Origin of the sequence: Myxococcus qinghaiensis (genome assembly GCF_024198215.1) — a bacterium.
Classification (GTDB): domain Bacteria; phylum Myxococcota; class Myxococcia; order Myxococcales; family Myxococcaceae; genus Myxococcus; species Myxococcus qinghaiensis.
Genome location: NZ_JAKCFA010000006.1, coordinates 397,741 through 418,517, shown reverse-complemented (window position 1 = coordinate 418,517; position 20,777 = coordinate 397,741). Strand labels below are relative to the sequence as shown.

At 70.3% G+C, this 20,777-nt stretch carries 15 protein-coding genes; 6 read left to right on the top strand and 9 right to left on the bottom strand.

Annotated features, from left to right (window positions below; translation table 11 throughout):
• Window positions 1–160 precede the first annotated feature (160 nt).
• On the top strand, window positions 161–3,841 hold the full coding sequence (locus LZ199_RS13785; protein ID WP_253994136.1) for a serine/threonine-protein kinase: 3,681 nt from the start codon (window positions 161–163) through the stop codon (window positions 3,839–3,841).
• Here LZ199_RS13785 and LZ199_RS13780 read toward each other — a convergent pair.
• The 3 genes from LZ199_RS13780 to LZ199_RS13770 all read right to left on the bottom strand — a co-directional run bounded on the left by LZ199_RS13780 (window position 3,831) and on the right by LZ199_RS13770 (window position 6,726).
• Window positions 3,831–4,226 carry a hypothetical protein gene (locus LZ199_RS13780; RefSeq protein ID WP_253994135.1) on the bottom strand — a complete coding sequence of 132 codons (396 nt, stop codon included), beginning with the start codon at window positions 4,224–4,226 and terminating at the stop codon, window positions 3,831–3,833. The genes LZ199_RS13785 and LZ199_RS13780 overlap by 11 nt on opposite strands.
• 73 nt (window positions 4,227–4,299) lie before the next feature.
• Window positions 4,300–5,961, bottom strand: coding sequence for a sigma 54-interacting transcriptional regulator (locus LZ199_RS13775; RefSeq protein ID WP_253994134.1), 1,662 nt, complete (start codon window positions 5,959–5,961; stop codon window positions 4,300–4,302).
• A 33-nt stretch (window positions 5,962–5,994) separates the two neighbouring features.
• Complete coding sequence (locus LZ199_RS13770) at window positions 5,995–6,726, bottom strand: hypothetical protein (RefSeq protein WP_253994133.1); 732 nt, start codon at window positions 6,724–6,726, stop codon at window positions 5,995–5,997.
• A 202-nt stretch (window positions 6,727–6,928) separates the two neighbouring features.
• On the opposite strand from LZ199_RS13770, the gene LZ199_RS13765 reads away from it, so the two are divergent.
• On the top strand, window positions 6,929–7,870 hold the full coding sequence (locus LZ199_RS13765; protein ID WP_253994132.1) for an acyl-CoA dehydrogenase family protein: 942 nt from the start codon (window positions 6,929–6,931) through the stop codon (window positions 7,868–7,870).
• A 206-nt stretch (window positions 7,871–8,076) separates the two neighbouring features.
• On the opposite strand, the gene LZ199_RS13760 is transcribed toward LZ199_RS13765, so the two are convergent.
• Entirely contained in the window at window positions 8,077–8,793 is a 717-nt protein-coding gene (locus tag LZ199_RS13760) for a hypothetical protein (RefSeq protein ID WP_253994131.1), read from the bottom strand.
• Between the two features lie 198 nt (window positions 8,794–8,991).
• On the opposite strand from LZ199_RS13760, the gene LZ199_RS13755 reads away from it, so the two are divergent.
• From LZ199_RS13755 to LZ199_RS13745, 3 genes are all read left to right on the top strand, one after another.
• A complete protein-coding gene (locus tag LZ199_RS13755) occupies window positions 8,992–9,795 on the top strand; it encodes a hypothetical protein (protein WP_253994130.1) in 804 nt (267 codons plus the stop codon).
• Window positions 9,796–9,840: 45 nt separating this feature from the next.
• On the top strand, window positions 9,841–11,151 hold the full coding sequence (locus LZ199_RS13750; protein ID WP_253994129.1) for a M18 family aminopeptidase: 1,311 nt from the start codon (window positions 9,841–9,843) through the stop codon (window positions 11,149–11,151).
• A 151-nt stretch (window positions 11,152–11,302) separates the two neighbouring features.
• Window positions 11,303–12,172: a spermidine synthase gene (locus tag LZ199_RS13745; RefSeq protein WP_253994128.1), complete on the top strand. Its 870-nt coding sequence runs from the start codon at window positions 11,303–11,305 to the stop codon at window positions 12,170–12,172.
• A gap of 18 nt (window positions 12,173–12,190) precedes the next feature.
• Here the strand turns inward: LZ199_RS13745 and mdoH are convergent, their stop codons facing one another.
• The 4 genes from mdoH to LZ199_RS13725 all read right to left on the bottom strand — a co-directional run bounded on the left by mdoH (window position 12,191) and on the right by LZ199_RS13725 (window position 18,949).
• Window positions 12,191–14,218, bottom strand: a complete 2,028-nt coding sequence (mdoH, locus tag LZ199_RS13740; RefSeq protein WP_253994127.1) for a glucans biosynthesis glucosyltransferase MdoH — start codon at window positions 14,216–14,218, stop codon at window positions 12,191–12,193.
• Between the two features lie 24 nt (window positions 14,219–14,242).
• Entirely contained in the window at window positions 14,243–14,737 is a 495-nt protein-coding gene (locus LZ199_RS13735; protein ID WP_253994126.1) for a hypothetical protein, read from the bottom strand.
• Entirely contained in the window at window positions 14,734–16,329 is a 1,596-nt protein-coding gene (locus LZ199_RS13730; protein WP_407667196.1) for a glucan biosynthesis protein, read from the bottom strand. Before LZ199_RS13730 ends, LZ199_RS13735 begins: the two co-directional genes overlap by 4 nt.
• Window positions 16,330–16,660: 331 nt before the next feature.
• Window positions 16,661–18,949, bottom strand: coding sequence for a PAS domain S-box protein (locus LZ199_RS13725; RefSeq protein WP_253994125.1), 2,289 nt, complete (start codon window positions 18,947–18,949; stop codon window positions 16,661–16,663).
• Between the two features lie 160 nt (window positions 18,950–19,109).
• Here LZ199_RS13725 and LZ199_RS13720 point away from each other — a divergent pair, with 160 nt between their 5' ends.
• On the top strand, window positions 19,110–19,697 hold the full coding sequence (locus LZ199_RS13720; RefSeq protein ID WP_253994124.1) for a DUF2378 family protein: 588 nt from the start codon (window positions 19,110–19,112) through the stop codon (window positions 19,695–19,697).
• Window positions 19,698–19,706: 9 nt separating this feature from the next.
• Here the strand turns inward: LZ199_RS13720 and LZ199_RS13715 are convergent, their stop codons facing one another.
• A complete protein-coding gene (locus LZ199_RS13715) occupies window positions 19,707–20,717 on the bottom strand; it encodes a S1 family peptidase (protein WP_253994123.1) in 1,011 nt (336 codons plus the stop codon).
• Window positions 20,718–20,777 lie beyond the last annotated feature (60 nt).

Below are 20,777 nucleotides of genomic sequence, written 5' to 3'. Positions count from 1 at the left end.
GGCCAGGTGAGTCCGTCTGGCCTCTGTCCCCGAGCAATGCGAAGGATCGTGGAGCGCATGGGCGCCCGCGTGTGGAGCGGGTCCCCGCCCCTGCCTTCATCCGCCAGGGCATGTTAGACCGATGGCGGTTGTCATTGACGCTTCCCATCCGCGAGGGCCCATGACCATTCAGGATGGTGATGAGCAGTTGCTCTGGTGTGCCCTGGCCGAAGGCCTGCTCACCCGGGAAGAGGTGGAGGCACTCCGCGAAGAGGCACTCCGCTCTGGAAAGGGGATGCCACAGCTTCTCCAGGAGCTTGGACGACTCTCTCCAGAGACGCTGGAGGAGCTTCGCAAGGGACTGTCGCCTCAGCCGGGTCCACCCCCTGTCGCCCCGGTGTCGGAAGAGACCGTCACCGTGCCACCCGCCCGGCCGCCGGCCGATGAACCCCACCTGGCGGGGCCTGGCGCGGAGTCGTTTCCCCTGCCGGGCTGGGAGCGCTACCAGCCGCTGCGGCTGCTCGGACAGGGTGGAATGGGGCGCGTGTTCCTGGCCTGGGACCCCCGCTTGCGGCGCCAGGTGGCGCTCAAGTTCGTCCGTGACGAGTCCCCCTGGCTCACGCGTCGCTTCATCGCGGAGGCCCGGGCCCAGGCGCGGGTGAACCACGAGCGCATCTGCGAGGTGTACGAGGTCGGTGAAGTCCAGCAGCGGGTCTTCATCGCCATGCGGTACATCGATGGACAGCCGCTCAGCGGGCTCGGACGCACGCTGCCGCTCGAACAGAAGGTGATGGTGCTCCGGGACGCCGCGCTCGGGGTGCACGAAGCCCACCGCGTGGGCCTCATCCACCGGGACTTGAAGCCCTCCAACATCATGGTGGAGCGCGACGGCGACGGGGCGCTGAAGACCTACGTCATGGACTTTGGCCTGGCCCGGGACTGGTCGGCGAGCGCCACGGTGGAGGGGACCCTGCTGGGCACGCCCCACTACATGGCTCCAGAACAGGCCCGGGGCGAGCACGCCCAGCTGGACCGCCGCGCGGATGTCTACAGCCTGGGAGCCAGCCTCTATTTCATCCTCACCGGGCAGCCGCCGCTGGCGGGACACACGGCACTGGAGGTGTTGCATCAGCTCCGCGACGTCGAGCCGCGTCCGCCACGCCTGCTGGACCCCACCGTCCCCGAGGACCTGGAAGCCATCACCCTCAAGTGTCTGGAGAAGGACCGCTCCGCTCGCTACGACTCCGCCCGCGCGCTGGCCGAGGACCTGGAGCGCTACCTCTCCGGCGAACCCGTGCGCGCGCGTCACGGCCCCGGCTACCTGCTGCGCAAGCGCTTGCGCAAACACTGGCGTCGGGTGTCCCTGGTCTCCGCCATGGTCCTGGTCGTGGCAGGCGCCCTGGGCTGGGCGGCCCTGGCTCGCCGCGAGGCCGCCGCGCGGGCGCGCCAGGCCCTCCAGGAAGCCGATGAGCGAGAGCGGCTGGCGCGTCGCTTCACTGAGCAGGTGGAGCGCATCGAATCCCTGGCCCGATATTCCGCCCTGGCCCGGCTGCACGACACGCGCGAGGACCGGCGGCGCCTGCGTGAGCGGATGGACGTGCTCGCGGCGGAAATCGAGCATGGCGGTCCAAGCGCGCTGGGCGCGGGCCACTATGCGCTGGGACGTGGCGCGCTCGCGCTGGGCGACGTCGGAGAGGCTCGGCGCTATCTGGAGTCCGCGTGGGCCCAGGGGTTCAGGGAGCCGCGGGTGGCCCATGCGCTGGCGCTGGTCATGGGACAGCTCTACCGGGCGCAACTCCTGGAGGCGGAGCGCCTGCGCTCGCCCGAGCAGCGCCGCGCCCGACTGAGCGACCTCGAGCGCGACTACCGGGAGCCGGCGCTCGCGTACCTGCGCCAGAGTCAGGGCGCGGAGGTGCCCGCCCCCGAGTATGGCAGCGCGCTGCTGGCCTTCTATGAAGGGCGGCTGGACGAGGCGCTCGGCAGGCTCGATGCCCTGGGCACCCAGCAGCCCTGGTTCCATGAGGCGCCGATGCTGCGGGGCGACATCCTGGTGGCGCGGGCGACGCGGCGGGGGAACTCCGGCGCGCGCGAGGAGGCGCTGGCCGACTTCGAGGCCGCCCGCACGGCCTACTCCACGGCCATCGCCATCGCGGAGAGTCTGCCTGCGCTGCACCGGGCGCTCGGCGAGCTCGAATATGCCGTGCTGCTGATGGAGCTCTATGGGCAGGGAGACGTGCGGCCCGCCTACGAACGAGGGCTGGCGGCCGTCTCGAGGGCCCTGGCCACCGCGCCCGATGACTACGAGGCGCACGTCCTGGAGGCCCGCTTCCATCGCCGCCAGGCGGAGGACCGGGGGCGTCATGGCGTGGACGTGGAGCCGCTGCTCCAGAAGGCCTCCACCGTGGTTCGCCAGGCGATGGCGCTCACGCCGAATCGGCCCGAGGCGCGCCGGGAGCTGGGCAACCTCCTGTTTCAGTGGGGGCAGTCGGCGCGAGAGCGCGGAGAAGACCCCCGGGCGCGATTTCGCGAGGCCCTGGGGATGTGGGAGGGGGTGTCGCCGGGCGACCGGGACCATGGGTTCCACAACCAGCGGGGCCTGGTCTTCAAGGAGTGGGCTGAGTACGAGGAGCAGGCGGGCCTGCCGTCCGCGGATGCACGTGGAAAGGCCATCGAGTCCTATCGCGAGGCCATCGCGCTCGACGCGCGCGCGCCCGAGGCGTGGATCAACCTGGGCATCGCGTACTTCACCCGCGCGACAGGGGCTCACGGGGCGGAGCAGGACGCGGACCTCTCGCGGGCCTGGGATGCGCTGGCCGAGGCCCGGGGTCGCAATCCCAGACATGTGGTGACGTTCTTCTACGCGGGCGAGGTCCAGGTCCTGATGGCGGCGCGACGTCGGAACACCGGTGGGGACCCGGCGCCCGCGCTGAGCTCCGCGCTCGAGTCGTATCGCGAGGGCTTGCTCATCAATCCCAAGCTTCCGCAGCTCCACAATGGCGTGGGGATGGCGCTTCGCCGTCAGGCGGAGGACGCCTGGGAGCGTGGAGATTCCTCCGACGCGCTCTTGAAGCAGGCTCAAGCCAGCTACGAGCAGGCGCTCGCCTCGGCTCCCAACTGGCTTCCCGCGCTCAACAACCTGGGAGAGGTGCACGCGGTGCGCGCCTGGCACCTGCGCGAGCTTGGCAAGGACCCAGGCGCGAGCATCCGGGCTGCGGTGGAGGCCTATCAGCGCGCGACGGCGCAGGCCCCGGAGCATGCGCAGCCCTGGTCCAACCTGGGGGCCGTGGAAGTGTTGAGGGCCGCCCATGCCCTGGAGCGGGGATTGGACCCGGGCCCCGCCCTGGCGCGAGCCGAGACCGCGCTCCAGAAGGCGACGGAGAGAAACCCCCGACAAGGCGAGGCGTGGCGGGGCCTGGGCGAAGCGCGAGCTGTCGGCGCTCGCTGGAAGGCGGGACGAGGCCAGGGACGGGCGGAGGATTTCGTGGAGGCGGAGCATGCCTTCGAGCAGGCCCTGGTGTTGGAGCCCGAGCGCCATGACTTCCGGTTGGCGTTCGCCCGGTTCTGTCTGGATTGGGCCGCGCTGCAGGTCGAACTGGGAGGGCAGCCCGAGCCCATCCTGGCGCGCGGCCGCGCGCGAGTGGAGGAGGCGCTGGCGGCTCGACCTGATTGGCCCGAGGCCCATGCCCATCGCGCCGGACTGCTCCTGGCGCGGACCGACCTGGCTCCGCGTCAGGAAGACGAGGCGGGGAAGCTGAAGGCCCAAGCTCAAGCAGAGCTGGAGATGGCGCTCTCCCGCAATCCCAATCTTGTCGCGCGCTGGTCGGGCCCGCGAGCCCTTCCGCGTGCAACGCTCACTCGGTAAGGGGCGAGTCCTCGTGAGCGTCCCCGCGTGAATCCTCAGGGCCCGTTCCGACGTTCAGCGTGCCACGGATGTCAGACATCGGGCTTTTGTCGGCCGTCTGGCAGACCAGCGCGTAGGTGCCGAAGGGCAGGATGTTTGGAATAGGGACACCCATGGGGATGATGATGTTGATGGGAACGCCAGTCTCCCGGGGGGTGTACTCGAAATGAATCTCGGGCTTGCTCAAGTCTGGGTCGGCCGAGAACTGGAGGAGGACGTCGCTTCCAGCCAGGACATGGATGGCGTTGCTGGGACACAGATTGCCGTTGCGTGTCCAGCCGCCCTTCGTGGCCCTGATATAGTCGATGGTTTCCAGTAACGGCCGAACAGGAGTTGCCATGCGCATCCATGCCTCCGCTTCGAGAGATATGGCTTTGTAGTGCAATCCACGGGCCTGCGTGGGTGCCGCCTTCGTCAAGTCAGACGAGCCCCAGTTCCTTGATGCGGCGGCTGAGCGCGCGTCGGGACACCTCCAGGCGGCGGACCATGGCGTCGAGGTCACCCTGGCACTCCTGGAAGCAGCGAGTGATTTCCGCCACGCTCAGGTCTCCGGCGAGGCGGATGTCCGGGCTGCGCTCGATGAGGTTGTAGATGGAGGAGCGAGGGATGCCCAGGTGGTCGGCGGCGCGCTTCACATCCCAGTCGTGCGCGCGAAGGGCCGCGAGCAGCTCCGACTCGCTCACGTCGGTGGACTTGCGGCGAGTGGGAGGCTCGGCTCCCGGTGAGAGGCGCGGCGACGGCAGGCTGCCTGCCGTGTGGAGGGATTCGAACTCCTGGAGGAGCCGGGGTCCCAGCTCCAGCCGAGCCTGGCCCCGGCTTCCGATGACGAGCTGTCGGGCGACGTTGCGCAACTGGCGGATGTTGCCGGGCCAGGGGTGGAGGAGCAGTCGCACGGCGAGCGCCGAGGGCAACCAGGGCTCCGCGAACGGGTCGCCGGGGGCGAGGCGGTGTGCCTCTCCGATGGACTCCAGGGCCTCGCGAGCGAAGTGGAGGAACAGCGGGCCGATGTCCGCGCGGCGCTCCCTCAAGGGCGGAAGCTGGATTTCATATCCCGCGAGGCGGTGGAGCAGCGGGGCCTTGAAGAGCCCCTCCTGGATGTGGGCCTCGAGGTTGGCATCCGTGGCGGCCACGAGTCTGACGTCCGTGCTGACCGGGGTGCTGGCTCCCACTGGGTACAGCTCGCCCGACTCCAGGACCCGCAGCAGCATGACCTGCACTTCGGCGGAGGCCTCGCCAATCTCGTCGAGGAAGAGGGTGCCTCCCTGGGCGGCGCGAAAGTAGCCCTCGCGGCTCTGGTGCGCTCCGGTGAAGGCACCCCTGGCGGCTCCGAAGAGCTCAGCGGCCGCGAGCTCCTTGGGGATGGCTCCCAGGTTGACGCTGACGAAGGGCTGGTTCTTGCGCGGGCTCTGTTGATGGAGCGCCTGGGCGACCAGCTCCTTCCCGGTGCCCGTCTCGCCTCGAATGAGGACGGAGAGGTTCAGGTCGGCGACGCGCTCGATATCCTTGCGCACCCGTCGCAAGCCGGCGCTCTCTCCCACCATTCCTGGCAAGGACAGCGGCGCGGGGTGCTCTGGTTCGGTGAGGTGCAGGAGCAACACCATCCGCCCGGCCAGCTCCAAGGGAACGCCGCGCAGCAAGGCCTCGGGAGCAAACTCCATCGAGTCCTGGATGGGCACTCCGTTCGACGAGCACTTGCCTTCGGGCCCCACGCTCACTCGAATCCCGGGCCCCGAGCGGTTGAACCGCAGGAAGGGCTTGCGACTCAAGAAGGGGTCCCCGAGGGGCGCGCCGAAAGCGGTGCTGGGGCGCGTGAAGTCAGGGGCATTGCGCGACAGGGCCCACTCCTGTCCCGTGAGCAGGTCATCGAGCAGGAGGCGCTCTCCCACACGCGCCAACTGGGGATGGGCGACGATTGTCAGCAGCGGCGCGAGGCGGGGTGGCGTCCCCCCGCCTCGTTGCGCGTGTTCAGCGGCCGTCGAGACGTCGGCGGTGACCGGGTGTGGCTGGGGAGGAAAGAGAGGGGGCCGGGACACTGAAAGGCAGTCTACCCGGCTTCCCTTGGGGACGGAGAGTTCCCGCATCCCCAGCCACGCCTGCCGCGCGCGTGACGATGGCTAGGGCTTGTGCGGCTGGTACAGCGAACTCAGGGACTGCAAGGAGATGGAGGCGGACAGGGAGTTCTGGATGCTGTCCGCGTTGATCCACACCATCTGCTCGCCATTGCCCTGGAGGTACCACTGGTAGGTCTGGTTGTAGGTGAAGTTGACCTTGACCTGCCCCTTCGCCGTCGTCCCCGCGTAGTAGAGGGTGGGCGAGGGGTCGCTGGGCGCGTTCACGATGATGACTTGCGCCGTCTGCTGCGTGAACTGGACGGAGACGAACTGGTTGACGTTGCTCTGGAGCTGGGCCGAATACCAGTGGGACTGCGGGACGGCGTAGTACCGGGTGAAGGCATTGAACGGGTGGAGCTGTCCGTCGGCCTCCAGGGGCGTGTTGTTGATGCCGCCGGAGTAATTCATCGGCATCTTGACGCTGCCGATGAAGCACTGCACCTGGGCTCCCGGCTGGTTCGGGATCATGGAGACCGAGAGGGTATTGGTGTCATTGCCGGAGACGAAGAGCATGGCCGCCAGGCCCAGATTCATCGTGGTTCCCGGGACGGTCACCGACAAGGGGGGATTCGAGTTGTTCCAGGCCACGTTGAGCATGGCACCGGTGTCGTTCTGGGCGCTGTTGTAGAAGAAGACACAGTAGATCTGCTGCTGATTGAGCCCTCCCTGGCAGGTGGCGGTGTCGCCAGGGGACAGCGTCAAGAGGCGGCCATCGTTCCATGGATAGGAAGCCATTGTTTCGTCCTGGGTTTGGAGAATGGCGTGTCATTCACGCCGAAGCTGTCATGAGCAGGACATGTGCCAGGTCATATGTAGGCTTGCTTGCGAGCCAGTCCGAGGCCGAGGTGGCGGCAGACTGTGTCTGGACACGTCCAGGACATGTCGGCGACATGTCCCCGACACAGTCCTCGATGGAGGGATGGCATAGAGTGAGTCCGTGAACGACGTCCTCTCCTACCTGCTCACCGAGCCCCCCGAGCCCGTCACCCTCGACTCCGTCGAGACGTGGTGGCGTCGGCATCTGGAGTTCGTGTCCCGCTTCCCGGCACCCGCGGACCTCGCGCTCGCGGGAGGCTTCCGCGCGGACCGGCTCGGCTTTGCTTTCGCCTCCGGGTACCACGCCGCCCTCCGCTTCCTGTTCCCCATGCTCCCCGCCGACAAGCCCGTCGCGCTCTGCGCCACGGAGGCCATGGGTGGACATCCCGCCGCCATCCAGACTCGCCTGGCTCAGTCAGCCACGGGTTGGACGCTCACGGGCGAGAAGACCTTCGTCACGCTGGGCTCGTTCGCGAAGGTGTTGCTCATCGTTGCCTCCGAGGGGCAGGACGAGCAGGGCCGCAACCGGCTCCGGCTGGTCTCCGTGGACGCCAGGCGCGCGGGCATCCACGTCACCGAACTTCCCGAGCTTCCCTTCGTGCCAGAGGTTCCCCACGCGGAGCTGCGACTTGAAGACGTGGCTGTGTCCCAGGATGAAGTCCTCCCGGGTGATGGCTACACGCGCTACCTCAAGCCCTTCCGCACCGTGGAGGACTGTCACGTCCAGCTCGCGCTCCTCGGCTGGCTCCTCCAGCTCGGTCGACGGAGTGGCTGGCCCGACTCCACCCGCGAGGAGCTGCTCTCGCTCGCGGTGATGATGCGCGGACTCGCCCAGGCGGACCCTGCTTCCGCCGCCACGCATGTGGCGCTCGGCGGCGCGCTGGCCCAGGTACAGCGCACGCTCGCAGAGAGCGAGCACCTGTGGGCCCAGGTCGATGCGCCCACCCGCGAGCGCTGGGCGCGTGACCGCAAGCTGCTCGGCGTCGCGGGGAAGGTTCGGGCCAAACGGCTGGAAGCCGCTCGCGCGAAGCTCATGGGCGCAGCGCTGGAACGAGGCGACTGACCTCAGCACTCACGTGCGTGCCTCGCGGTGACCGCCACGCGTGCGACCTGACGGAGATGTTCGTGGATGCGAGCCATTGCCCCAGCCGCGCACAGGCCCGGACCTTGAGCGTCGCACCCTCGAAGCTTGCCCCCTGAAAGACGAAGGGCCGTGCCCCTGTTCGGGACACGGCCCTGACACGCCTCACGGCGTGAACCCCGGTCTGCTCAGTACCGTCCGCCGCCCACGGCGGAGACGATGGCGGACAGGATGCGGTTCTCCACGCCCCACACGGCCTTGTTCATGCCTTTGAGGCCCGCGCCGCGCAGGTAGTCCGTGAAGTCGTGCAGCGCGGTGGAGCGCTGCATGCCCTGTCCCTCCGCCGCGTACAGCAGCGGGGTGCCCGGCGCGCCCGTCAGGCCCAGGTCGGGACAGGCCTCGGACAGCTTCTTCGGATCAATCCCCGTCGCCGCCGACAACATCGCCACCGTGAACTTGTGCACCGGCAGCTCGCGCGCGTTCGGCACCTTCTTCAGGACCTTCTCCCGGTCCTTTGGATCCGTCGCGAGCTGATCCAACGTCACCTTCGACATCGCGATGATCTGCTCGTTCGACACCTTCTTGCCGTCCAGGATGGCGCGGCCCAACAGCGACGCCGGCGTGTCACCCTTGATGGTGACATCCGCCCCCGGCATCGTCTTCATCCGCTCCCAGATGGCCTGCACCGCCTTGCCCACCTCGGTGTCCGGCCCGCCACGCCACGCGCCGGGCAGCGGCTGCGTCGCCGCGGCTGGCGCCGCCAGCTTCGCCTCGAAGGTGCTCAGCTGCGCATGCCCCACCGCGTTGGTCCTCGCCGGGGCCACGGTCTGCTGCGCCTCCTTCTGCGGCTGGAGCGTGGAGGGGTTCGACGTGACGACGCGGGGGCGGTTGCGGATGGGATCCATGCTGGGGGGACTCTCCGGGATTCGACGAATCAGGAGGTTATCGCAGGATCTCGGTAAAGGTTGCCGCCCAGCGGAACTCCAGCCGTACTCCCTGTGTGACGCGGCATGTCATGAGTCGCTCCACCGGAGCCCGTCCCGCCTCGAAGGCAGCGCGCATTCCGCAGGACAACCGGCCCGTGAAGCCGTATTCGGGGCGCCATGAAGCGTTTCCCCGCCGAGTTCGCTGACCTCCTCACCGCCAAGGGCCGTCGCATCCTGGACGGGCGCGACACGTCGGTGTCGGGCGCGCTGCTGGACCCCGCGCGCCGCTTCGTCTCGCTCCAGGGCGTGGTGGACGCGACTCGCGCCGCCGCCTGTCGTGATGCGCTCGACACGGCGCTCAACGACACCCTGGTGCGCATGGAGGACCCCATCCCCTTCGACTCCATCTCCGGGATGACGATGAACTACATGGAGCTGCTGCCCAAGACGGTCCGCGTGCGTACCGCGCTGCTGGAGAACCGGCGCTCCCGCTCCTGGCGCGCGGCGGAAGCGGTGGGCCTCACCACCATGCTCCGCTCGGACACCTTCGCCGCCTTCGCCGCCTCCGTCAGCGGCCGGGTGCTGCGCCGCAAGTGGGGCATCCAGGTGCTGTGCTACGGCCCCGGCGACTACTCCGGCCCGCACAACGACCACCACCCGGAGGAGGTCGAAGCCCGCGACGGCTACGTGGACATGCACGTGAGCCTCACCATGCCCGGCGTGGACCACCAGTACCTCGTCTACGAGAAGGACGGGCACCTGTCGGAGATGACGCGCGTGAGCACCGTGGGCGGCATCACCGTGTACCGGCTGCCCTTCTGGCACTACACGACGCCGCTGCTCGCCCGGCGCGGCCAGGAGGACCAGTCCCGCCGGTGGGTGCTGCTGGGGACGTTCCTCGACGCCGCCCCCCAGGCACGGCCGTCCTCCACCGTCCCTCCGCCGGGGACAGGGGCCCGGCCGCCCGCTCGGGGGACGTGATTCGGAGGTGGCGGGACGCCCGCCAGCGGTTAGCTTCGGGCCCACATGAGCCCCACCGACACCGATGCCCTGGCCGATGACCTGCTCGCGTACATCGATGCCTCGCCCACGCCGTACCACGCGGTGCGCGAGACGGCCCGCCGCCTGGAGCAGGCCGGCTACCGCGCCCTGGACGAGCGCGAGTCCTGGACGCTGAAGCCCGGTGAGCGCGTCTACGTCACCCGGGGCGACACCAGCATCGCCGCCTTCCACCTCGGCACCGCGCCGGTGGACCGGGCGGGCTTCCGGCTGGTCGGCTCCCACACCGACTCGCCCAACCTGCGGCTCAAGCCCAACGCCCCAGTCACCAAGAACGGCTACCAGCAGCTCGGCGTCGAAATCTACGGCGGGGTGCTGCTGCACACCTGGACGGACCGCGACTTGTCCCTCGCCGGCCGCGTGGTGCTGCTCGAGAACGGCAAGCCCCGGGGCCACCTGGTGGACTTCCGCAAGCCGCTGCTGCGCGTGCCCAACCTGGCCATCCACCTCAACCGGGGGGTGAACACGGAGGGCCTCAAGCTCAACCCGCAGGAGCAGATGGTCCCCGTGCTGGGCCTGGAGAGCGCGGGCGCGTTCGATTTGCGCGCCCTGCTGGTGAAGGAGCTGTCGAAGGGCGGCGTGAAGGCGGAGGCCGCCGACATCCTCGGCTACGACTTGTGCCTCTATGACTTGCAGCCGTCCACGCGCTCGGGCGTGCATGAGGAGTTCCTCCATGCGCCGCGCCTGGACAACCTGGCGAGCTGTCATTCGAGCCTGACGGCGCTGCTCACCGGCCCCGCCTCGCGCGAGGCCACCAGCGGCGTCATCCTGTTCGACCACGAGGAGGTGGGCAGCCGCAGCGCGCAGGGCGCCGCGTCCCCCTTCCTGCGCACGCTGCTGGAGCGCCTCACGCTGAGCCTCTCGGACGGAAAGCCGGACGCGTTCCACCGCGCCATGGCCCAGTCGTTCCTGGTCAGCGCGGACATGGCGCATGCGGTGCACCCCAACTACGCGTCGCTGCACGAGCCCAAGCACCAGCCGCAGATGGGCGCCGGGCCCGTCATCAAGTCGAATGTGAATCAGTCCTACGCCACCGACGGCGAGTCCTGGGCGTACTTCGCCGCGCTGTGTCGCGAGGCGGGGGTGACGCCGCAGCACTTCGTCACGCGCACGGACCTGGGATGCGGCAGCACCATCGGCCCGATTACGGCGGGACAGCTCGGCATCCGCACCGTGGACGTGGGCAACCCCATGCTGTCCATGCACTCCATCCGGGAGATGGCGTGCGCGTCCGACGTGGGGGCGATGGTGGCCGTGCTGCGTCGCCTCTTCGCGTGAGCGGGAGCTGTCAAAAGCCGGCCGGGGAAATGATAGACCTTCGCGTGTGACTTGGCCGCGCGCGGGAGGTCCCTGGTGGTGCGAGGCGCCCTGGAAGCGGGTTCTCCCCCGCCAGGGCGCACCGCTCGGCCTCTCCCTTCCCGGGGGCAGGGTGGAGCGCTCCCGGCGCTACCTCGCGCGAGTCTTCCGCTGGCTCTCCCAGCCGCGCACCGTGCTGCACGTGGGACTCGCCGGCTCGCACCGCTGCATCGTCAGCGAGGACGACGAGGGTCGGCGCTACCTCCAGTTCGGCTGGGACAGCGCCTACCAGAGCGTGATGGGGCAGGGCTTCCCGCTGCGCCTGGAGCTCGAATACACGCAGGGCATGATTGGCGGCGTGGCCTTCTCGGCCATCCCCCAGCGCATCCTGATGATTGGCGTGGGGGGAGGCTCGCTGCCCATGTTCCTGCGCGCCGCGCTGCCCCAGGCGCACATCGACGCGGTGGACTCCGACGCGGAGGTGCTCCAGGTCGCCCGGCGCTACTTCGGCTTCCGCGAGGACGGGCTGCTGCATGCGCACGTGGCCGACGGGCGCCGTTTCATCGAAACACCCGGGCCCGCCTACGACGTCATCCTCCTGGATGCGTATGGCCCCCGGGGCATGCCCAAGGCGCTGGCGACGTGGGAGTTCCTCCAGGCGGCGCAGGCGCGACTCGCTCCGGAGGGCGTGATGGTGAGCAACGTGCACCGCTCGCCCAATCCGCAGTACCCGGCGATGCTCCAGACGTGGCGGGCGAGCTTCGTGCAACTCTATGCGTTCGACTCGCAGACAACGGCCAACCGCGTCTTCGTGGGGCTCACCTCCAGGCAGCGGGTGTCGCGTGGCGCGCTCAAGGCCCGCGCCGCTCGGCTGGCCCGGGCCGCGCGCTTCAACCTGCGCGCGTTGATGTCCCGCCGGTTCGAGGACCGCGAGGTGCGCCGAGCCTCCCTGGAGGGCCACGCGCTCCCCACGCTGGACCTCGTGCTGCACGACGAGGACTGACTTCGCCGCCGCCTGAGGTCAGGACAGGGCGCGCGTGAGCCGCTGCTCGCGGGCCTCGCTCAGCGTGCCGACGTCCAGCAGGGCCGCCACCTTCTCCTGCGCGGAGAGGGGCTCCGCGCTGCCGCCCAGCAGCTTGCGTCGCGCGGACTCCAGGGCCGCGGGCGAGGAGGTGCTCTCGGCGAGCCCCGGCTGCGACTCCAGCAGCGCCAGGTGCAGCGCGTGCGTCTTGGCGTCGGTGAGCACCCGCTCCACCGCGTCCGACACGGGCTCCACCCCATGCTCCTCGGTGATGGACTGCGCGCGCTCCAGCACCTCGGGCGGCTCCGTCTCCTCGGGCAACAGGAACAGCCCTCGGCGCGCGGTCCACAGCCCCAGCGAGGAGCGCGCCGTCAGCACCGTCAGGGGAACGGAGAGCAGCAGGCCCGCGACCACAGGAATCAGCCACGCCACCAGCGACGCATTCACGAGGGCCGCCGCCGCGACGAGCCCCACGCCCGCCGCCACGTGCGCCGCATGGCGCCGCGCCGCCTCCGCCCAGGGCAGGTCCGCGTCCTCGCGCTGCTGGCTGGACCAGTTCACCCGGTAGCCCAGAATCGTCCCGAAGACGAAGTGCGACTGGAACAGCATCATCACCGGCGCCAGCAGCGAGGCCAGCACGCTCTCCAGCAACACGCTGAGCGTCAGCCGCACCCGGCCGCCCATCTTCGCCGCCTCACCCGGACGCACCAGCGCGAGCGTCAGGCCCAGCAGCTTGGGCGTCAGCAACATGCCCATGGACACCGCGAACAGGCGCAGCGAGCCCGGCGCATCGAACGCCAGGCTCGCCGTGTCCAGCGAGTGCGCGTCCAAGAAGAAGCGGTCATGCAGCGCCGCCACCAGGCCCGACAGCAGGAACAAGAGCCACAGCGGCGAGGCGACATAGGACATCACGCCCATCAAGAAGTGGCCCCGGCTGAACGGATGCAGGCCCCCCGCCATGACGAGGCTCAGGTGCTGGAGGTTGCCCTGGCACCAGCGCCTGTCGCGCTGCGCGTACGCGAGCAGGTTCGGCGGCGGCTGCTCGTAGCTGCCCCCCAGCTCCGGCACCAGCCACACCGTGTAGCCCGCGCGCCGCATCAGCGCCGCCTCGACGAAGTCGTGGCTGAGGATGTGTCCGCCGAAGGGCTGCTTGCCCGGCAGCACCGGCAGGCCACAGTGGTTGATGAACGCCTCCGTGCGGATGATGGCGTTGTGGCCCCAGTAGTTGGACTCGCCCAGCTGCCACGCCGCCGCGCCCGCGGCGACAATGGGCCCGTACACCCGGCCCGCGAACTGCTGCAGCCGCGCGAACAGCGTGGTGCGGCCCACGTTCAGCGGCGGCGCCTGGAGGATGCCCGCGCGCGGGTTGAGCTCCATCAGCCGCGCCATCTTCACCAGCGTGCGGCCGTCCATCAGGCTGTCGGCGTCCAGCACCACCGTGAAGTCGTAGCGGCGTCCCCACCGCTCGCAGAAGTCGCCGAGGTTGCCCGCCTTCTTGCCCGTGTTGTCCGTGCGCCGCCGGTAGAAGATGCGCCCCTGGCCGCCCACCCGGCGACACAAGTCCGACCACGCCAGCTCCTCCGCCACCCACGCCTCCGCGCGCGTGGAGTCGCTCAGCACGTAGAAGTCGAAGGCGTCCAGGTGCCCGGTGGCAGCGACGGACTCGTACGTCGCCTGCACGTTGGCGAAGACGGAGGCCGGGTCCTCGTTGTGGATGGGCATCACCACCGACGTGCGCGACGCCAGCGGCAGGGCCTCCTCGTCCACCGAGGGGTAGCGCAGCCCGGGCAGCCGGGGCCCGAGGGCGAGCTGGAGGAAGCCCGCGATGGCCGTCCAGAAGGACAGCGCAATCCACCCGAAGCACAGCGCGAAGAGGAACACCAACACGACTTCCGGAGCCGACGTGCCCTGGGCGCTCAGCAGGCGGTGCATCTCCAGCGTCCCCACGACGGTGGTGACGGCCGCCAGGCCCAGGACTCCGGCGCGCCGGAAGCCGGCGCTCTCGGGCGAAAACGAGTGGGCTTCCATCGCGAGGCTCCGGAGCTCCCCCGCTCAGCGGGAGATGGAGACGTCCGGCGCCGCCCCACGCCACCAGCGGCGCAGCAGCTCACCGAACGGCCACAGCACGAGCTGCTGCTCGGGCATCACCGCGCTGACCTGCGCGGGCGCCGGCACCGGCACCGCCGCACGCACCGCGCGCACGAAGTCCTCCGGCGCCGCGGGCCGCGTGAGCAGCCGGGCACCCCGGCTCGCGCCGTCGCACAGGACGAAGGCCGCGCGGCCTCGCGCCAGCAAGCCCGGACCCGCGTGCTCCAGGCCCAGCACGCTGGAGAGCCACGTCTCCATGCGCGCACGGGCCAGCGCCACCGCCGCCTGGGGCTGGCCACCATGGGCGCTGTAGCCGTCCAGCACCCATGCCGCCAGCGCGGACAGGTCCGCCTCGTCGTTGAAGCCGAAGCCGCGGAAGAAGGTGTCGAGTGCCGCGCGAGAACGCGGGACTGCCCACACGGTGGACGGGACGGAGGGGCAGGCGGTCAGCGTCGTCACGGAATCCACAGGTAGCTCCAGGTCTCGGTGAGGGTCTCCGAGCCGCGCTTCAGGAACGCGCGCAGCTCGGTCGGTACCGCGGGTGATGCGGGGTGCAGCTCGAAGGTCGCGCGCCAGCCGCCCGTGGGCGTGTGACGGGCGGCGATGGGGCGAAGGACCTTGCCCGAGGCGGCGCTGACGACGAGCTCCACGGGCGTGTCGCTCTCCTTCAGGTCCGGCACGGGAGAGAAGTCGATGACGAAGCGGCGCATGGGGCGCGCGTCCTTCAGCCGGGCGCCCTTCCAGGAGTCGCCCGCGTCCAGGCGCGTGCTGACGACGGTGGCGCCCGTCACGGGCCACGGCGAGCGCGAGCCCCAGTGCAGCTTGTAGGCGACGCGCAGCGAGTCCCCCGCCGCCAGCGGCTTCTGGGGCACCCAGAAGGCGACGATGTTGTCGTTCGTCTCGTCCGGCGTCGGCAGCTCCACCAGCCGCACCACGCCCGGGCCCCACTCGCCCACCGGCTCCACCCAGGCGCTGGGGCGGCGCTCGTAGTGCGCCTCCAGGTCCTCGTAGTGGTTGAAGGCCGTGTCGCGCTGCAGGACGCCGAAGGCGCGCGGGCTTTCCACCTGGAAGCTGGAGACGTTGATGCGCTCGGGGTTCTGCAGGGGGCGCCAGAGCTGCTCGCCCGTGCGCGTCCAGACGAAGAGGCCGTCCGAGTCGTGCACCTCCGGCCGGAAGTCGTCGTAGTCGCCCCGGTCGTTCTCCCCGAAGAGGTACATGCTCGTCAGCGGCGCCACGCCGAGCTGCTCCACGGCCTTGCGCGCGAAGACGGTCGCCTCCACCTCCATCACCGTGTTCGCCCCGGGGATGACGGTGAAGCGGAACGCGCCGGTGACGCTGGGGCTGTCCATCAGCGCGTGCACGACGACTCGGTCCGCGCCGGGCGCGGGCTTCTCCAGCCACAGCTCACGGAAGGCGGGGAACTCCTCGGCGCGCGACGTCGCCGTGTCGAGGGCGAGCCCGCGCGCGGACAGGCCATACAGGTTGCCCTGGCCCAGCGCCCGGAAGTAGCTGGCGCCCAGGAACACCACCAACTCGTCGAAGATGTCCGAGCGGTTGAGCGGATGCGACAGCCGCATGCCCGCGTAGCCGTCCGCCTTCTTCAGCGGGCCGGGCTTCACCAGCGGGCCGTAGGTGAACAACTCCGGCGAGAAGCGCAGCGGCGCCGCCTTGCCGCCGGACACTTCGTTCATCGCCACCGGGAACTGGAAGAAGAAGCCGGGGTGGAAGAACTGCGCCTGGAAGGGCAGCCCCGCCTCGCGCCACTGCGCCTTCTCCGGACGGAAGCGGATGTCCCGGTACGCGTCGTAGTCCAGCGTCCGGTAGGACTCCGGCAGCGTCGACACGGGCTCCACGTACGCCTGGGCCGCCTTCGCCCGCGCCCGCTCCACCACCGTGTCGGCGGTGAAGGCCGTGGCGCCGCGCGCCGGGGACATGGACGACGGGGAGGGCGCCGCCGCGCACGCGGTCCCAGCCGTGGCCACCATCGCCACGCCCAGCCACCACACGCACCCCGCGAGCGTCCCACCGAGCTTGTTCCTGTCCGCCGTCACGCCAGATGTCTCCCAGTCAACCGATGTGCCGAGCGGACCCCGAAGACCTCCGGACCTCGCCCGAGCCGCCACCCCGCAAGGCCTTCCACGGTGCGGCGCGTCAGCCCTGAGCAACACGCGTACCAGCCCATGACGCAGTCGTTCGTCCCTGGAATATCTTCAGGAATCGCGAGCGCTTACTCGGAGGATTTAGTTTGAGGTCAATGAATCTGCGGGCTTGCGAGGGCGTCGCGGGACGCCGCTTGGGCAAGGCCGTGGAAGCGCTGGGGAATTGAAGGACAGCCGGCGCGTGAGCCTGTCCGATTCCTCCCCAGGTGGACCCTGACCCGGATCAGGCCCTGGCCAATCGTTCCTGGACCAACGACAGCAGCTCCCGGCCCGCGAAGGGCTTTTCGAGGTGGGGGCTGGTGACGGTTTCGAGGAAGGCGCGGGCCTGGGGTGTCACCGCACCGCCGGTGAGGAAGACGACGCGGCGGGCCTGGTCCGGATAGCGCTTCATCAGCGTGGAGTAGAAGTCCATGCCGCTCATGCCGGGCATCATCAAGTCACAGAAGACGACGTCGTAGTGCTCGCCGGCTTCGATTCGCTCCAGGGCGTCCTGCGCGCGCGTGGCGAGCGTGACGTCGTGGTGGGGGCGCAGCGTGCGGCCCAGGGCGGTGCAGACCAGGGGCTCGTCATCCACCACGAGCAGCCGGCCGCGCTTCTCCGCGGCGGGGGTGTCGAGCGGCGGGGGCTGGGCGACTTCGCGCGGGCGCTCGGCGGCGGGCAGCAGCACCTGGAAGGTGGAGCCCCGGTTGGGGGAGCTGCGGACGCGAATCTCCCCGCCGAGCGCCGTCACCAGGTTGTGGCAGATGGACAGGCCCAGGCCCGTGCCCACGCCGGGGGCCTTGGTGGTGAAGAACGGGTCGAACAGGCGGGGCAGGTGCTCCGCGGCGATGCCCACGCCCGTGTCGGAGACCTCCACCATGACGCGGCCGCCGTCGCCCATGCGCGCGCAGACGCGAATCTCGTGGCGGTCCGGCGAGCCCTCGGGGATGGCCTGCGCGGCGTTGACCAGGAGGTTGAGGAACACCTGGCCCAGCCGCGACTCGTTGGCGCGCACGGGCGTGACGTCCTCGAAGAACTTCACCAGCCGGGCGCGGTGGCGGATTTCGGTGGTGGCCAGGTTCAGCGTGGAGTCGAGCACCTGGCGCACGTCGACGACGGCGTCCTCGAGCGAGTCCACCCGGCTGAAGGTCTTCAGGTCGCGGACGATGGTGCGCACGCGCTCGGCGCCCTGCTGGGCCTCGGCGAGCGCGGACTGCGCATCCGCCAGGGCCTCCGCCAGCGCCGGGTCCACGCCGGGCGCGCCGGGGACGGGCAGGTTGGACAGCTCCTCGCGGGCGAAGGCGAGGTTGGCGGTGAGGTAGGCCAGGGGGTTGTTGATTTCGTGCGCCACGCCCGCGGCGAGCGTGCCCACGGAGGCCATGCGCTCGGCGAGCATCAGCCGCGCCTGCATCTGGTGGCGCTCCGTCAGGTCATGCGCGACGGAGACGATGGAGTCCTCGCCGTCGAAGTGGAGCGGGAAGGTGGTGGACTCCACGTGGAGGATGCCGCCGTCGCGCCGCACCATGCGCCGTTCCTGAAGCGCGTTGCGGCCGGTGCGCAGGGCCTCGTGCATGCGCGCGTCCGCCGAGGCCAGGTCCTCGGGGGGAATCATGTCGGAGATGTGCTTGCCGATGAGCTCGCGCACGTCCGAGTAGCCCAGGGCGCGGGCGACCTTCAGGTTGGCGTAGCGCACGCGCGCGTCGCGGTCGAAGACGGCCACCAGGTCCGGCAGGCTCTGGATGAGGGTGCGGAAGCTCACCTCGGAGCGGCGGACCTCCTCCTCCGCCTGCTTCAGCGGGGTGATGTCCGGGAAGAAGGAGATGACGTGCGGCTCGCCCGCGTAGGGCACCAGCCCCATGAACAGGAGCGTGTGACGCACCTCTCCCGTGCGGGTGTGGTACTGCGCGTCCACGCCCCGCACCGAGCCGTGCTGGCGCAGCCGCTCCATGACGTGCGAGCGGTCGAACGGCCGCTCCCACAGCCGCAGCTCGACGGTGGTCTTCCCCAGCATCTCCTCGCGCGAGTAGCCGAACGCCCGGAAGTAGGCGTCATTGGCCGCGACGACGCGGCCCTCTCCCAGGGTGGTGATGGACGTGGGCACGGGGCTGACGGCCAGCATGGTGTCCCGCAGCTCGTCGCCGAACGGCACGCCCGTGCGGGACTCGCGGCGCAGGTAGCGGCGCTCGGCCATGTCCAGCCGCAGCCGCAGCTCCTCCTGCTCCATGGGCCAGGCGAGAACCTCGTCCGCGCCGTCCTCCAGCGCGGGCTCCAGCAGGTGCAGCCCGCCGCGTCGTCCCACCAGCAACACCACCGCCGAGGGGCCACCCGGCAGGCTGCGCAGGGCCCGCACCAGGGGAATGCGCGAGCCCGGCTCGCGCGCATCCAGGACGACAAGAGGACAGGGCTCGGCGCGCCAGGCCGCCGGAACGTCCACGTCGCGCGCGACATGGACCACCGTGTTCCCCCTGGCTTCCAGCAGGGTTTCCAGTGGCGACAGGTCCGCCCCTCCCTGAGCGACTATCAGGACCCGCATGGGACTCCTCGCATCGAAACGACCATCGTTGCACGAGCCCTCGTGTTGTAAAAGTGTGCTGAGGCGCTAGTTTCCCGGGGCAAGCAAAGCCGTGAGAGCCGCGGGCTGTTAGAGTGGTACCGGGCCGGTGCGGACCGGCGGATTCGGAGGGGGGAACGCCATGGAGCGTCGGGGCTCGAAGGACGCGGAGGTGGGGCTTCGCAAGGCGCCCTACGTGCCAGTGCAGGTGCCTCGGCGCAATTTCGAGGGGCTGTTCGTCCATGCGCTGAAACCCTCCGGTGCGTTCGCCCAGTCGCTGCGGGACATCGGCTACGACACCGAGGCGTCGCAGGAGTACTACCCCCTCAACGTGTGGCGCGCGGCGCTGGGTGTGGCGCGGCGCTTCGCGTGCGCGGGACAACCCGCTGAGGAGGCCAACCGGGCGCTGGGGCACCACTACGTGGAGGGCTTCGCGCAGACGCTGGTGGGGCGCATCTTCGCCACCGCGGCGCCACTGTTGGGTACCGAGCGTTGTCTGACGCGGCTGCCCACGTACCTCAAGGCGGGGCGCGAGGACATGAAGATGGTCCTGGAGCCGGTGCAGGAGCGCGAGTGGCGCGTGCGGGTGGTGGACGGAGACCCGCTGCCGGACTTCGTGGCGGGCGTGGTGGAGGGCGTGCTGCGGCGCACCCGGGTGGAGCCTCGGGTGGAGGTGCTGGAGCGGCAGCCGTCCGGCTACGCGCTGCGCGTGCGCTGGGACGAGGCGTGAGCCGGCGTTTTAGTTGAGGTAGCGCTTGGGCAGCGGCGCGGCCGGAGGCCGGGTGATGCGGGAGGCCTCCGGGCGGATTTGCAGCCAGCGGCCGATGACGTCCAGGAGCCCGTCGAAGGTGTCGCGCAGGGCCCAGGCCCGGTCGTCGGAGTCGGGCAGGTCCACGCAGCGGGTGAGGCCGTCACGCAGCGCGCGCTGGGCGCCGGGGAACGGGTGGCAGGTGTCGATGAGGCGCTCGGCGGTGCGGGCGTAGAGGCGGTAGCAGCCGTCCACGTCGCCGCGGTTGTACGCGGGGGCGCCCGCGTTGATGGCGTGGCCGAGCGTGGTGGCGATGGACTCCAGCGTCTCCGTCGTCGCGCCCTCCAGCAGGCTCAGCGGATGCTGCGGCACCTGACGCACGCGGCCCGCCCTGCGGCGCGGTGCCTCCAGCGCGGACAGCGGCGAGGCGGCCGAGCCCCGCAGCAGCGGCGCGATGTAGCGCGTGGGGATGACGAGTCCCAGCGAGCGGCCGTTGGCGAGCGCCGCCGTGGCCACGCCCACCACCGCGCCGCTCATATCCAGCACGGGGCCACCGGAGGACTCCTCGGGCAGCGTGCGCGTCAATTCCAGCAGGGTGAGCCAGTCGCCGAGCACTTGCACGGCCCGCACCTGCTGGGAGCGGACCTCCGGTGCGGGGCCGACGCCGGGTCGCAGGACATAGACGGTGTCCCCCTCGGCGGGCAGGGGTGCGGGCGTGAGCCCCAGGGGTGGGGCCAGGTCCGTCCCCGGTAATCGGAGGATGGCCAAATCACGGCGGTCATCCATGGCGGCCACGTGAGCCACCTCCGCGCGGGTTCCATCCGCCATCACCGCGTGGATGAGCCGCGCGCCGGCGACGGCATGCAGGCTGGTGACGAGGTGTCCTTGTCCGGTGGCCACGAAGGCGGAGGCTGTGTGGCCGTCGATTTCCAGGAGCACGAGCGAGGGCCAGGCATGGACCAGCGCGTCACGGGGGGGAGACCTGTCGATTCCCTCGGCCATGGGGAACTCCTGCATCGCGGGGCATCTGGGCACCTGGGCCGGGCGCCGCCCCCGCGCGCT